Source organism: Thioclava dalianensis (assembly GCF_000715505.1).
Lineage (GTDB): Bacteria > Pseudomonadota > Alphaproteobacteria > Rhodobacterales > Rhodobacteraceae > Thioclava > Thioclava dalianensis.
On sequence record NZ_JHEH01000007.1, the window covers coordinates 1 to 12,802 of the forward strand.

Here is a 12,802-nt window from a genome sequence, read left to right on the forward strand (position 1 = left end):
GCAGGCGCGGCCTGCCTGTCCCTGCTCAACGCGGCGCTGGCCGCAGGCTGGGGCGCGAACTGGCTCAGCGGATGGGCCTCGCAGGATGACAGTTTCGGTCGGGACCTGCTTGGGATGACCCCCGGCGAGATCGTCGCGGGCTTCATCCATCTGGGCACCGAGGGCGTGACCCCGTCCGACCGACCGCGCCCCGATCTGGCCGCGATCACGCATTGGATCTCCGAATGATCATTTCGAGCTATATCAAGGCTTGGGGCGATTTGCTGCGCCCGGGCGCGCTCAAGGTCGTGGGCATCGGGGTTGCGCTCTCGCTGGGGCTGCTGATCGCGATCTATGTCGCGATGGTCTGGCTGATCGGATGGCTCGTGCCCGCAAGCGTAACCCTGCCCCTGATCGGTCAGGTCGGCCATATCGACACGGCGCTGTCGATCTTTTCCGCAGGGATCATGCTGGTCGCGAGCGCCTTTTTGATGGTGCCCGTGGCCTCGGCCTTCACCGGGTTCTTCCTCGAGGATGTCGCGGAAATGGTCGAGGATGTGCATTATCCGACCCTACCGCCGGTGCGCAAACTCACCTTGGCCGAGAGCTTCATGGACACCGTGCGCTTCTTTGGGGTCATCATCGTGGCCAACGTGATCGCGCTGATGATCTATCCTTTCGTGATCCCACTGGCGCCGCTGCTGTTCTTCGGGCTCAACGGCTATCTTTTGGGCCGCGAATATTTCCAGATGGCGGCGATGCGCCGAATGGAGCGTGAGGCGGCGATGGAGCTCTACCGCCGCAACAAGCTCACTGCTTGGATGGCAGGGGCGCTGATGGCGGTGCCGCTCTCGATCCCGCTTGTGAACCTGTTTGTGCCGGTGCTTGGCGCGGCGGGGTTCACCCATCTGTTCCATGCCGTCACCGGCAGACGTGGCTAGCGGTTTGCGGCACTTAGGCCCGTGGCTCTGAATCAGTCCCGGGGCCGGGCCAAAGCGCTACATCGCTTCCTTCACGCCCGCGCGGATCAGCGCCCAATTGACCGGGTAGGCGGTCACAAAGCCCGCCAGCATCGCGATTTGCATGGCAAACCAGAATTCCGGTTGGGCCGCGGTCACATCAGCCCCCCATATCGCTTTGAAAATCGCGAAATGGAAAATCGCCATCACCCCGTACATCCCCACCTGCCAGGCGGTGAGCGAGGCGACATCGGCTTTCGCGGCTGCCCGCAGCCCCTCGCCCAGCTTCAAGCCGCGCATCGGGGCGATCGAGAAATACTGAAAGACGATCCCGATCGCGAGGGCGAAGATATAGCTCACCGCCCAGAGCGCGAAGATCCGGTCCCAAAACCCCGGAAATCCGAACGGGATCAAAATGGCAGGAATCGCCAGCGCAAGGCTTTCCGCCGCGATATCCGCCAAGGTACAGCCAGCCCCGCAATGCAACGTACCCTTGGCCACCGAGACCGGGAACGGAGCGTCGCCATGGCCCGGCCAGCGCGCGCGGAACCAGATCACCAAGGGGCCTGCAAACAATCCGCAGATCGGCCAGACCCACGCCATGATCGCCATATGCGGCGGGTTGCGGCGCATCTCAACCACCAGATAGAGGCATGAGGCCACGCCGACCAAAAGCGCGATCCAACTCAAGGTGCTAAACCAAACCGGGATCATGGGACGTCCTTTCGTTTATGTCCCAACCCCAGCCCGATGCGTGCGGTTCCGATCTAGCGGCGCAGGCGTCCGAAGAAGTCGATATCTTCAAGCGTGAAGATCCCCGACAACAGCACGCCCGCGATGATCGCCCAAAGAGCGACGGTGACGCCTGTGGTGATCTTCACTTTCGCGCCCAGATGCGCCTCATGGGGCGCACCGGCCTGCGTGCCCGGCACGATCTGACCGACATCACCCTGCGTCTTGAGCCGGATCGGCAGCACGACGAAAAACACGAGAAACCAGATCACGGCAAACAGGATGACTCCCCCGGTGAGATTCATCAGACCTGCTCCAGCTCGATGAGGCATCCGTTAAAATCTTTGGGATGCAGAAAGAGAACCGGCTTGCCATGCGCGCCAATCTTGGGCTCGCCCGTACCAAGAACGCGCGCACCCTGCGCCTTGAGCGTGTCGCGCGCCGCGAGGATATCATCGACCTCATAGCACATATGGTGGATGCCACCCGACGGGTTCTTGTCCAGAAACCCCTGAATCGGAGAGCCTTCGCCCAGCGGATAGAGCAGCTCGATCTTGGTGTTGGGCAGTTCAATGAAAATCACCGTGACGCCGTGATCTGGCTCGTCTTGCGGTGCGCCAACCTGTGCGCCCAGCGTATCGCGATACTGCGCGGCTGCGGCCTCCAGATCCGGCACAGCGATTGCCACATGGTTCAAACGTCCGATCATCGGGGCCTCCTCGCCTTGGCTGATCCACGTCATGGGTAAGCGGTCACGCCCGATCACGCAAGCCTGAGCGCTGCGACATTAACAGGCTGTTAGCTAGTTTGCGGCCTTATGGAGGAGTTCCGCGAATCCCAAACGGAGGTAGACATGACCGACGACCTTCCTAAGCTGCAAGTCGTGCGCAAACCAACGGCTGAGCGACCTCTGCTGGGGTTGACGGTCCTGCTGGTGGAAGACAGCCGCCACGCATCCGAGGCGGTGCGTCTGCTCTGTCTGCGCTCTGGCGCGCGCATCCGGCGCGCTGACCGGCTCGCCTCCGCCTATCGGCATTTGCAGACCTATCGGCCCTCTGTCGTGATCGTCGATATCGGGCTGCCAGATGGCTCGGGCGACGGGCTGATCGCAGAGCTTGCAAAGATGAAGCCGCGCGTGCCCGTGATCTTGGGCACCTCCGGCGACACCGCCCTGCGCGAAAATGCGCTTGAGGCCGGCGCGGATGGGTTTTTGGAAAAGCCAGTAGAAAGCCTTGCCCATTTCCAACAGGCGATTCTGTCCAGCCTGCCCGCCTCGGAACGTCCACAGGGGCCGCGCACGCTCACAGATCCGGTGATCGAACCCGACCCGATTGCCCTGCGCGACGACCTGTTTCATATGGCCGAAGTGCTGCGCGAAGGCCCTAACAGCAAAGCCATGCCCTATGCGGCGCATTTTCTCGCCGGAATCGCGCTCACTGCGCATGATCAGGCGCTCCGCGATGCGGCCAAGCGGCTGGCGCGCGCCGGTGGCCCCTCGCGGGAGGATTACACGATGGTGCGCGGGCTCGTCGCGGCCCGGCTTGCCTCAAGTGCCGCGATCTGACCCCGCCTGCGCGTCAAACACCGGATCGCGTGCCACCAGAACCGGAGCGGTCAAAACGCTCAAACGCGCGATCTGCTGGCCGGTCAGGTCGAAATTGGAATGGGCCAGCCAGCGATCATAGGCGCTCGACAGGGCGGGCCACTCCGCATCAATCGCGGCAAACCATGCCGTGTCGCGATTGCGCCCCTTGTAAATCGTGGCCTGCCGAAAGACACCTTCATAGCTCAGCCCAAGGCGCAGCGCGGCCCGACGTGAGGCAAGGTTGAGCGCATCGCATTTCCACTCGAAACGGCGATAGCCCGCCTCGAAAGCCCAGCGGATTGTAGCAATAAATGCCTCTGTGGCCGCGGGCGTCCCTTGAAGCGCTGGTGCCAGTGAAATCCACCCAAGCTCGATCGAGCCTATCTCGGGGACGATCCGCAGATAGCTCAGAACGCCCTTGGCCGTATCGGTCTGCAGATCGATCACCGCAAAGAACAGCGGATCGCGCGAATCAGCGATTGAGGCGATCCAAGTGCGCAGCGCATCTGCCGTCTCAAACGGGCCGTTGGGCATGTAATCCCAGACCTCCGGCGCATCCTGATACTGCGCAAAAAGCGCCTCGGCATGGTCCGGGCGCAGCCGCTCAAGACGCATGAACCGCCCATCAATACGCGCGACCCTTTCGTCATCCGCCGGATGCACAGGGGCGCGCCAGTTGCGTAGAGGCGCGCCGAATTGTCGTTCCCATTCCAAGCCCATAGCGCCCTCCCTTGACGACGGATTTGTGTAATCTGCCCTGCAATTGCGCCACGAGGTTCCAATTTCCGCCTCATTTGGTCGCGACTTTGTGGATCACCGAAAGATTGCAAGGGAAAGCGCAGATGAGCAAGCAGATGATCCGTCTGATCGAAAACCGGCGTCTGGTCGACGCCGCCCATTGGGCAACCTTCTGTCTTGGGGCGATCGCACTGACGGCTTCTGTCACGGCAACGGCGCTCAAAGTCCTGTCATCGTGATCTGATGCCCGCCTGAGGCACCGATGCCTCAGGAACCATGCGCGCCCAGCCACGTTGCCCTCCCGAACCACAACCCGAGTGACGGAGGATACCCGATGACGTCGATCTATGACGCGATCAAGGCAGACCACGACCACCACCGCGCGCTTCTCAGCAAGATCGCTGATACGACCGGCGCAAGCGAGGCACGCAAAACCGCGTGGAAGGACTTTTATTACGATATCAAGTCCCATGCCGCCGCCGAGGAAGAGAGCTTCTATTCCAAGCTGATGGAGCAGACATGGGGGCAGGATGCCGCACGCCACTCGGTTGAGGAACATGCCGAATTGGACGATCTGCTGGAGGAGCTCAACGAGATGGACATGTCCAGCTCGGGCTGGCTGAATAAGTTTCACAAGCTCCAACACGACTACACGCATCACATGGACGAGGAAGAGGAAGACATCTTCGCCCGCGCCCGCAAGGTGATCGATGACAGCCGCGCCGCCGAGATCGGCGAGACCTTCCGCAGCCGGAAAGCCAAGGAAATCAAGCTGGTCGACAAGAAGCAGAAAGACAAGCTCGAGGATTGAGTGTGAGCGCCCGGGCCGGGGAGCTTCCCCGAGCCCAGGGCTCCGGACCGCTTAGGCGGCGTCGCCTGCGGCCAGTTCCTCGAAGAAGCCACCCACGCGCGCGACGATCAGATCCTTGTCATTGTCGAGCGTGGCCACGTGATAACTTTCGTCCAGCCGCTGCAAACGGATATCGTTCGAGCTGATCTTGGAGACGATCACCATTTCATTGGCTTGCGGCACGACATGATCGTCGCGGGCCTGAATGACCAGCGTCGGGCATGTAATGCGATGGAGCATGTTCGACGTCATCAAGACCAGCGCGGCCAGCTCGACGACGCAGTTCACCGGCGTCTCGTCATAGGCCAGCTCGACCACCCCCTCCTGCTTGATATCCGAGCCGATCCCCGGCACGCGCTCTGGCCGCGGGTTGAGCGCAAGCAGATCGACAAACCCATCGGGCAGCGGGCCTGCCGCCGCCGAGATCGGGGCGATCCCCTGGACGAGTTTGGGAAAGCGTGCGGCCAGATTGAGCGTCAGCGTGCCGCCCATCGACAGGCCCGTCACAAAGACGCGTTTCTTGCGCGCGGCCAGCGCCTCCAGCGCGCGCTCCACCGCGCCCAGCCAATCCAGATAGCCGGTCTTCGACATCTCATCCGGCGAGGTGCCATGGCCCGGCAGGCAGGGCCCCACGACGGTGAAGCCAAAGCGCTCATGCAGCGACTGGCCCAAGTAGCGCATACTCTGCGTTGATCCGGTGAAGCCGTGGATCACGAGAACACCGGTCTCGTTTCCCTCGAAGGCAAAGGGCTCTGCGCCCTTGAGATAATCCGACATGTGGTATCTGTCTCCTCTCTCTGAACGGCCCGCGCTCCCCGCACGGGGCCTGCCTTTGCGGCGTGGCAAGCCGGTCTGATCTTAGCGCGGGTCGTTACGCCGTCGAGTGCGGGCGCCACGATCTCGGGCGCGCAGCAAAAAGGGCCACCCCGAAGGGCAGCCCTGAATTTTCACGCAACAGGACGTTGAGACCGCGAACGGCGATCAGTCCTCCCGGGGCAGAACCCGCAGACGCAATTCGCGCAGCTGCTCATTCATCGGCTCCGAGGGCGCGCCCATCATCAGATCTTCCGCGCGCTGGTTCATCGGGAACATGATGACTTCGCGGATATTCGCGGTATCGGCGAGGATCATCACGATCCGGTCGATCCCTGCGGCACAGCCACCGTGGGGCGGAGCGCCGTATTTGAACGCTTTGACCATACCCCCAAAGCGCTTCTCGACCTCGTCGCGACCATAGCCTGCGATCTCGAAGGCCTTGTACATCGTGTCGAGCTTGTGGTTCCGGATCGCGCCCGACAGGATCTCATAGCCGTTGCAGGCAAGGTCATACTGGTAGCCCAGCACGTCGAGCGGGTCGCCCTCAAGCGCCTCGATCCCGCCTTGCGGCATCGAGAACGGGTTGTGGCTGAAGTCGATCTTGCCTTCGTCATCGGCCTCATACATCGGGAAATCGACGATCCATGCGAATTTATGCACGGTTTTGTCGGTCAGCCCCAGCTCTTCGCCAATCACATTGCGCGCACGCCCCGCGACTGCCTCAAAGCTCGACGGGGTGCCGCCCAGGAAGAAGGCCGCATCGCCCTCGCCCAAGCCAAGCTGCGCGCGCACGGCCTCGGTCCGTTCGGGGCCGATATTCTTGGCCAGCGGGCCTGCACCTTCGAGCGCGCCATCTTCGGCCTTGCGCCAGAAGATATAGCCCATGCCCGGCAGGCCCTGCTCTTGCGCGAATTTGTTCATCCTGTCGCAGAACTTGCGCGAGCCGCCCGTGGGCGCGGGGATCGCACGGATCTGGGTGCCGTCCTGTTCGAGCAGTTTGGCAAAGATCGCAAAACCCGAGTCGCGGAAATGATCCGAGACCACCTGCATCTCGATCGGGTTGCGCAGATCGGGCTTGTCCGAGCCGTATTTCAGCAAAGCCTCGGCATAGGGGATCTTCGGCCAGACGGGATCCACCTTGCGCTCGGTGTCGAACTCTTCGAACACGCCTTGGATCACGGGTTGGACCACGTTGAAGACGTCTTCCTGCTCTACAAAGCTCATTTCCACGTCGAGCTGGTAGAAATCGGTGGGCGAGCGGTCGGCGCGCGGGTCTTCGTCGCGGAAACAGGGCGCGATCTGGAAATACTTGTCGAAGCCGCCGACCATGATCAGCTGCTTGAACTGCTGGGGCGCCTGCGGCAGCGCGTAGAACTTGCCCGGATGCAGCCGCGAGGGCACGAGGAAGTCGCGAGCGCCTTCGGGGCTGGAGGCGGTGATGATCGGCGTCTGGAATTCGTTGAACTTCTGGTCCCACATCCGCTGGCGCAGCGAGCGCACCACGTTCGAGCGCAGGATCATGTTGTCATGCAGGCTCTCGCGGCGCAGATCGAGGAAGCGATAGGCCAGACGGGTTTCTTCCGGGTAGTCCAGCTCGCCAAAGACCGGCAGCGGCAGCTCGTCCGCCTCGCCCAGCACTTCGATATCCCGCACATAGACTTCGATCTCGCCGGTCGGGATCTTGGAGTTGATCAGGCTGGCATCGCGCATCTTGACGGTGCCGTCGATGCGGATCACCCATTCCGAGCGCACTTTCTCCATCGCCTTGAAGGCTGCGGAATCGCCGTCGCACAGGACCTGCGTCATCCCGTAATGGTCGCGCAAATCAACGAACAGCACCCCCCCGTGATCGCGCACGCGGTGAACCCAGCCGGCAAGGCGAACGGTGTCGCCGGCATTGGCGGCGGTCAGATCGGCGCAGGTATGGCTGCGAAAGGCATGCATTGGGGGCGCTCCCGGCTCGTGTGTCATTGTCGCGCCGATACACAGTGTGAGGGCGCAAAAGTCAAGCTGTGCAAGAAAACAGAGCGCCATGGCACGCGCAAAACTTGGCATGGCTCGAAAATGAATTAACTTTTTGGTAACCTGAGCAAGACTTGGGAGCGGAGTACTGTGTTCGTGCCCCGGGTTGTATGCGGTGAACAGCGGTTAGGCAAAAAGGACAACGAATTCGACGGAGAGCGTTATGAGAGCTTGGGATTCCCTTCTCGACAGAATGCTGCGCCACCTCATGCGCAGCGGCACATTAGAATTAACTTACGCCGACGGCACCACGCGCCGCTATGGCGATGGCACGGGCGAGGTGGTCCGCGTCACGGTGCGAGACCCCGAAGTGGTTCGCAAAATTGTCCTCAAGCCTGATCTTGGAGTCGGCGAAGGCTATGTCGATGGCGATTACGAGATTGCCGATGACAATCTGCGTGGATTTCTTGGCCTCGCGATCCGCAATCAGACCGGCTCGGGAATGCCGTGGTTTGAAAAGCCGCGGGAGGTCTCGCGCTTTTTCGGTCGCCGCTTTGCCCAGTTCAACCCTGTCGCCAAGGCGCGCAGCAATGTGGCGCATCACTACGATCTGTCGGGCGAGCTGTATGATCTCTTCCTCGATACCGACCGCCAGTATAGCTGCGCCTATTTCGAGCGCCCCGACATGACGCTCGAAGAGGCGCAGGAGGCCAAGAAGCGCCATATCGCGAAAAAACTGCTGATCGAGCCGGGCATGACCGTGCTTGATATCGGCTGTGGCTGGGGCGGGATGGCGATCACTCTGGCGCGCGATTTCGGCGCCAAGGTCGTGGGCGTCACGCTCTCGACCGAACAATACGCGCTGGCCACCAAGAGGGTGAAGGAAGCAGGGCTTGAGGGGCAGGTCGATATTCGTTTGACCGATTACCGCGATGTCCGCGAATCCTTTGACCGGATCGTCTCGGTCGGCATGTTCGAACATGTCGGCGTGCCGCATTACCGCGAATATTTCCGCCATGTGCGCGAAATGCTCAAGCCCAAAGGCGTGTCGCTGATCCATTTCATCGGCCGCGCGCAACCGGCGGGCACCACCTCGGACTGGATCACCAAATACATCTTCCCCGGCGGCTATTGCCCCGCCATGTCCGAGGCGTCGAACGCGGTCGAGCATGAGGGGCTTGTCGTCACCGATCTCGAGGTCTGGCGGCTGCATTATGCTGAGACGCTCAAACATTGGTGCGCGCGCTTCGAGGCGAATATCGACAAGGCGATTGCACTTTATGATGAGCGGTTTACCCGGATGTGGCGGTTCTACCTGATCGCTTCGGAAATGGCCTTCCGCCATGGCGGTCAGGTCGTGTTCCAATACCAGCTGGCCCATGAGGTGGGCGACGTGCCGCTGACCCGGGATTACCTCTATCGCGACGAAAGCAAGGCCGCGCTCACCAGCGACGAGCATCGCATGGCGGCGGAGTAGCCGCGCTCAGGCTCCAGTTCTCGTGCCATTGCGCCCCTTTGATTGAGGGGCGCAATGCGTTCCACACGGCCCGTGCCAAAACAGTTGGCCACGCTTGTCCCTCAGAGCGGCCTTTCCCCCTTGCACCGCGCGCCTGTCGGATTATAACCCGCAACAATTTGCGTGGGGGCAGCCACTCCCGCCTGTTTGCATCCGAAAACTCAAGGGGTCCGTCATGCCGAAGAGAACCGACATCAAGTCCATCCTCATCATCGGCGCGGGGCCTATTGTGATCGGCCAAGCCTGCGAGTTCGACTACTCGGGCGCTCAGGCCTGTAAAGCGCTGCGCGAAGAGGGCTACCGGGTCATTCTGGTGAACTCGAACCCGGCCACAATCATGACCGATCCGGGGCTCGCCGATGCGACCTATATCGAACCGATCACCCCCGAGATCGTTGCGCGCATCATCGAAGATGAACGTCCCGACGCGCTGCTGCCGACAATGGGCGGTCAGACCGGCCTCAACACCTCGCTCGCGCTTGCGGATATGGGCGTGCTGGAGAAATTCGGCGTCGAGCTGATCGGCGCGAACCGCGACGCCATCGAGATGGCCGAGGACCGTAAGCTGTTCCGCGAGGCAATGGACCGGATCGGGATCGAGAACCCAAAAGCGACGATCATCGCCGCCCCCAAGCTCGAAAGCGGCAAATACGACGTCAATGCCGGTGTGGCCGAGGCGATCCGCGCGCTTGAGCATATCGGCCTGCCCGCGATCATCCGCCCCGCCTTCACGCTTGGCGGCACCGGCGGCGGCGTGGCCTATAACCGCGAGGATTACGAGCGGATCTGCCGCTCGGGGCTCGACGCCTCGCCGATGGCGCAGATCCTTGTCGATGAATCGCTGCTGGGCTGGAAAGAATACGAGATGGAGGTCGTGCGCGACCGCGCCGACAACGCGATCATCGTCTGCGCCATCGAAAACGTCGACCCGATGGGCGTGCATACGGGCGACTCGATCACCGTGGCGCCCGCGCTGACGCTGACCGACAAGGAATATCAGATCATGCGCAACGGCTCGATTGCCGTTTTGCGCGAGATCGGCGTCGAGACCGGCGGATCGAACGTGCAATGGGCGATCAATCCCGAAGATGGCCGGATGGTCGTGATCGAGATGAACCCGCGCGTGTCGCGCTCCTCGGCACTGGCCTCCAAGGCGACCGGCTTCCCGATTGCCAAGATCGCCGCGAAACTGGCTGTGGGCTACACGCTTGACGAGCTGGACAATGACATCACCGGCGTCACCCCGGCGAGCTTTGAGCCGTCGATCGATTATGTCGTCACCAAGATCCCGCGCTTTGCCTTCGAGAAATTCGCAGGTTCCAAGCCCGAGCTGACCACGGCGATGAAATCGGTGGGCGAGGTGATGGCAATCGGTCGGACCTTCCACGAATCGATGCAAAAGGCGCTGGCCTCGATGGAGACGGGCCTGAGCGGCTTTGACGAGATCGAGATCCCCGGCGCGCCGGACACCGCCGCCATCATCAAGGCCATATCGGCGCAGACGCCCGACCGCATCCGCCTGATCGCGCAGGCCATGCGCCACGGGCTGAGCCTTGACGAGATCCAGCACGCGACCTCGTATGACCCGTGGTTCCTTGAGCGGATCCACGAGATCGTCGAGGCTGAGGCCGAGATCCGCAAGGGCGGCCTGCCGCTCGATGAAAAAGGGCTGCGCAAGCTCAAGATGATGGGCTTCACCGATGCCCGCCTTGCCACGCTCACAGGCCGCGAAGAGGCGCAGGTGCGTCGCGCGCGCCGCAATCTTGGTGTCTTTGCCGCCTTCAAGCGCATCGACACCTGTGCCGCCGAATTCGAGGCCCAGACGCCCTATATGTATTCTACCTATGAAGCCCCCGCGATGGGCGATGTGGAATGCGAGGCGCGCCCGTCTGATCGCAAGAAAGTCGTCATCCTGGGCGGCGGTCCGAACCGGATCGGCCAAGGGATCGAGTTCGACTATTGCTGCTGTCACGCCTGTTTCGCGCTGACCGATGCGGGCTATGAGACGATCATGATCAACTGCAACCCCGAGACCGTGTCGACCGATTACGACACCTCGGATCGTCTGTATTTCGAGCCGCTGACCCTTGAGCATGTGCTGGAAATCCTGCGCGTCGAGCAGGAAAACGGCACGCTGCATGGTGTGATCGTGCAGTTTGGTGGCCAGACGCCGCTGAAACTCGCCAATGCGCTTGAAGCCGAGGGCATCCCGATCCTTGGCACCACGCCTGACGCGATTGACCTCGCCGAAGACCGCGAGCGGTTCCAGGACTTGCTCAACCGTCTGGGCCTCAAACAGCCGGTCAACGGCATCGCGCATTCCGATGAGGAAGCCTTCGAGATCGCAGGCCGCGTGGGTTATCCACTGGTGATCCGTCCCTCCTACGTGCTGGGCGGGCGCGCGATGGAGATCGTGCGCGATCTCGATCACCTCAAGCGCTATATCCGCGATGCCGTCGTGGTCTCGGGCGACAGCCCTGTGCTGCTGGATAGCTATCTCTCGGGGGCGATCGAGGTCGATGTGGACGCGCTCTCTGACGGCACCACGGTGCATGTCGCAGGCATCATGCAGCACATTGAGGAGGCGGGCGTCCATTCGGGCGACAGTGCCTGCTCGCTGCCGCCCTATTCGCTCTCGCCCGAGATCGTGGCCGAGCTGAAGGTGCAGACCGAGAAAATGGCGCTTGGCCTGAATGTGGTCGGCCTGATGAACGTGCAATTCGCGATCAAGGATGGCGATATCTATGTGCTCGAAGTGAACCCGCGCGCCTCGCGCACGGTGCCCTTCGTGGCCAAAGCCACCGACAGCGCAATTGCCTCGATTGCCGCGCGGCTGATGGCGGGCGAAAAGATGGAGGCCTTCCCGGCCCGCGCCCCCTACCCTGCAGGCGTCGGCCCGGACACGCCGCTGCCCTTCGCCGATCCGCTGACGCTGGCCGATCCGATCACGCCGTGGTTCTCGGTCAAGGAAGCGGTGATGCCGTTTGCGCGCTTCCCCGGCGTCGACACGCTCTTGGGGCCGGAGATGCGCTCCACCGGCGAGGTGATGGGCTGGGATCGCGATTTCCCGCGCGCCTTCTGGAAGGCGCAGCTTGGCGCAGGCACCGTCCTGCCCGAGAGCGGTCGGGTGTTCTTCTCGATCAAGGACAGCGACAAATCCGACGAGCTGGCCTCGGCGGCGCGGGATCTGATCACGATGGGCTTCGAGCTGATCGCGACGCGCGGCACCGCGAAATGGCTGGCCGAGCATGGCGTGACCTCCGAGACCGTGCTCAAGGTCTATGAGGGACGTCCGAATATCGTGGATCGGCTGAAAAACGACGATATCGCGCTGGTCTTCAACACGACCGATGGCAGCCAAGCGATCTCGGACAGCCGCGACATCCGCGCGGTCGCGCTCTACGACAAGATCCCCTATTTCACGACCGCTGCGGCCTCTATCGCCTCGGTCGCGGCGATCAAGAGCCGCAAGGACGGGGATGTGGGTGTGCGCTCGCTGCAGTAGGAGACACGCGATTCCGCGGCGGTCGTGAGGAGCCAGCCATCAACGATCGTCCTGAGTTCTTTGAGACAGACGAACAGCGCGATGTTCTACACTCCCTAGAGCACGTGCTGTTCTGCCAAAAGCATCTCAAAGAAAACCCGGCATCCGTTAAATGGTTGCT

At 62.1% G+C, this 12,802-nt stretch carries 12 protein-coding genes and 1 pseudogene; 7 read left to right on the forward strand and 6 right to left on the reverse strand.

What is annotated here, in order from left to right; translation table 11 throughout:
* Together DL1_RS21805 and DL1_RS07665 are read left to right on the forward strand one after the other, a co-directional pair.
* A pseudogene (locus tag DL1_RS21805) lies at nucleotides 1-228 on the forward strand (nitroreductase family protein); the annotation flags it as partial.
* Nucleotides 225-920, forward strand: a complete 696-nt coding sequence (locus tag DL1_RS07665; RefSeq protein WP_038064535.1) for an EI24 domain-containing protein — start codon at nucleotides 225-227, stop codon at nucleotides 918-920. The pseudogene DL1_RS21805 and the gene DL1_RS07665, both read left to right, overlap by 4 nt.
* A gap of 57 nt (nucleotides 921-977) precedes the next feature.
* On the opposite strand, the gene DL1_RS07670 is transcribed toward DL1_RS07665, so the two are convergent.
* From DL1_RS07670 to mce, 3 genes are read right to left on the reverse strand one after another with little or no spacing between them, the layout of a single operon-like run.
* Nucleotides 978-1,652 carry a DUF4396 domain-containing protein gene (locus DL1_RS07670; RefSeq protein ID WP_038064537.1) on the reverse strand — a complete coding sequence of 225 codons (675 nt, stop codon included), beginning with the start codon at nucleotides 1,650-1,652 and terminating at the stop codon, nucleotides 978-980.
* A 53-nt stretch (nucleotides 1,653-1,705) separates the two neighbouring features.
* Nucleotides 1,706-1,975, reverse strand: a complete 270-nt coding sequence (locus DL1_RS07675; protein WP_038064539.1) for a DUF1467 family protein — start codon at nucleotides 1,973-1,975, stop codon at nucleotides 1,706-1,708.
* Nucleotides 1,975-2,379 carry a methylmalonyl-CoA epimerase gene (gene mce, locus DL1_RS07680; protein ID WP_038064540.1) on the reverse strand — a complete coding sequence of 135 codons (405 nt, stop codon included), beginning with the start codon at nucleotides 2,377-2,379 and terminating at the stop codon, nucleotides 1,975-1,977. The genes DL1_RS07675 and mce overlap by 1 nt, the downstream gene beginning before the upstream one ends.
* A 144-nt stretch (nucleotides 2,380-2,523) precedes the next feature.
* On the opposite strand from mce, the gene DL1_RS07685 reads away from it, so the two are divergent.
* A complete protein-coding gene (locus DL1_RS07685) occupies nucleotides 2,524-3,234 on the forward strand; it encodes a response regulator (RefSeq protein ID WP_038064542.1) in 711 nt (236 codons plus the stop codon).
* On the opposite strand, the gene DL1_RS07690 is transcribed toward DL1_RS07685, so the two are convergent.
* Complete coding sequence (locus DL1_RS07690) at nucleotides 3,217-3,975, reverse strand: GNAT family N-acetyltransferase (RefSeq protein ID WP_051693416.1); 759 nt, start codon at nucleotides 3,973-3,975, stop codon at nucleotides 3,217-3,219. The genes DL1_RS07685 and DL1_RS07690 overlap by 18 nt on opposite strands.
* 122 nt (nucleotides 3,976-4,097) lie before the next feature.
* Between DL1_RS07690 and DL1_RS22230 the strand changes: the two genes are divergently transcribed.
* Together DL1_RS22230 and DL1_RS07695 are read left to right on the forward strand one after the other, a co-directional pair.
* A complete protein-coding gene (locus DL1_RS22230; RefSeq protein WP_281244615.1) occupies nucleotides 4,098-4,232 on the forward strand; it encodes a hypothetical protein in 135 nt (44 codons plus the stop codon).
* Nucleotides 4,233-4,327: 95 nt separating this feature from the next.
* Nucleotides 4,328-4,804, forward strand: a complete 477-nt coding sequence (locus DL1_RS07695) for a hemerythrin domain-containing protein (protein ID WP_038064545.1) — start codon at nucleotides 4,328-4,330, stop codon at nucleotides 4,802-4,804.
* A 51-nt stretch (nucleotides 4,805-4,855) separates the two neighbouring features.
* Here the strand turns inward: DL1_RS07695 and DL1_RS07700 are convergent, their stop codons facing one another.
* Nucleotides 4,856-5,620, reverse strand: coding sequence for an alpha/beta hydrolase (locus tag DL1_RS07700; protein ID WP_038064546.1), 765 nt, complete (start codon nucleotides 5,618-5,620; stop codon nucleotides 4,856-4,858).
* 204 nt (nucleotides 5,621-5,824) lie between these two features.
* On the reverse strand, nucleotides 5,825-7,603 hold the full coding sequence (gene aspS, locus DL1_RS07705) for an aspartate--tRNA ligase (RefSeq protein WP_038064548.1): 1,779 nt from the start codon (nucleotides 7,601-7,603) through the stop codon (nucleotides 5,825-5,827).
* Nucleotides 7,604-7,844: 241 nt separating this feature from the next.
* On the opposite strand from aspS, the gene DL1_RS07710 reads away from it, so the two are divergent.
* Together DL1_RS07710 and carB are read left to right on the forward strand one after the other, a co-directional pair.
* Nucleotides 7,845-9,098 (forward strand): SAM-dependent methyltransferase, encoded by a 1,254-nt coding sequence (locus DL1_RS07710; protein ID WP_038064551.1) that lies wholly within the window; start codon nucleotides 7,845-7,847, stop codon nucleotides 9,096-9,098.
* Nucleotides 9,099-9,312: 214 nt separating this feature from the next.
* The gene (carB, locus tag DL1_RS07715; RefSeq protein ID WP_038064553.1) at nucleotides 9,313-12,642 is read left to right on the forward strand and encodes a carbamoyl-phosphate synthase large subunit; all 3,330 of its coding nucleotides are present in this window, start codon (nucleotides 9,313-9,315) and stop codon (nucleotides 12,640-12,642) included.
* Nucleotides 12,643-12,802: the final 160 nt, after the last annotated feature.

Excerpts from the sequence above, each read along its gene's own strand:
- DL1_RS07695 (WP_038064545.1), top strand. The coding sequence starts at position 4,328 with ATGACGTCGATCTATGACGCGATCAAGGCAGACCACGACCACCACCGC.
- carB (WP_038064553.1), top strand. The coding sequence starts at position 9,313 with ATGCCGAAGAGAACCGACATCAAGTCCATCCTCATCATCGGCGCGGGG.
- aspS (WP_038064548.1), bottom strand. The coding sequence starts at position 7,603 with ATGCATGCCTTTCGCAGCCATACCTGCGCCGATCTGACCGCCGCCAAT.
- DL1_RS22230 (WP_281244615.1), top strand. The coding sequence starts at position 4,098 with ATGAGCAAGCAGATGATCCGTCTGATCGAAAACCGGCGTCTGGTCGAC.
- DL1_RS07690 (WP_051693416.1), bottom strand. The coding sequence starts at position 3,975 with ATGGGCTTGGAATGGGAACGACAATTCGGCGCGCCTCTACGCAACTGG.
- DL1_RS07670 (WP_038064537.1), bottom strand. The coding sequence starts at position 1,652 with ATGATCCCGGTTTGGTTTAGCACCTTGAGTTGGATCGCGCTTTTGGTC.
- DL1_RS07685 (WP_038064542.1), top strand. The coding sequence starts at position 2,524 with ATGACCGACGACCTTCCTAAGCTGCAAGTCGTGCGCAAACCAACGGCT.
- DL1_RS07710 (WP_038064551.1), top strand. The coding sequence starts at position 7,845 with ATGAGAGCTTGGGATTCCCTTCTCGACAGAATGCTGCGCCACCTCATG.
- DL1_RS07665 (WP_038064535.1), top strand. The coding sequence starts at position 225 with ATGATCATTTCGAGCTATATCAAGGCTTGGGGCGATTTGCTGCGCCCG.
- mce (WP_038064540.1), bottom strand. The coding sequence starts at position 2,379 with ATGATCGGACGTTTGAACCATGTGGCAATCGCTGTGCCGGATCTGGAG.
- DL1_RS07675 (WP_038064539.1), bottom strand. The coding sequence starts at position 1,975 with ATGAATCTCACCGGGGGAGTCATCCTGTTTGCCGTGATCTGGTTTCTC.
- DL1_RS07700 (WP_038064546.1), bottom strand. The coding sequence starts at position 5,620 with ATGTCGGATTATCTCAAGGGCGCAGAGCCCTTTGCCTTCGAGGGAAAC.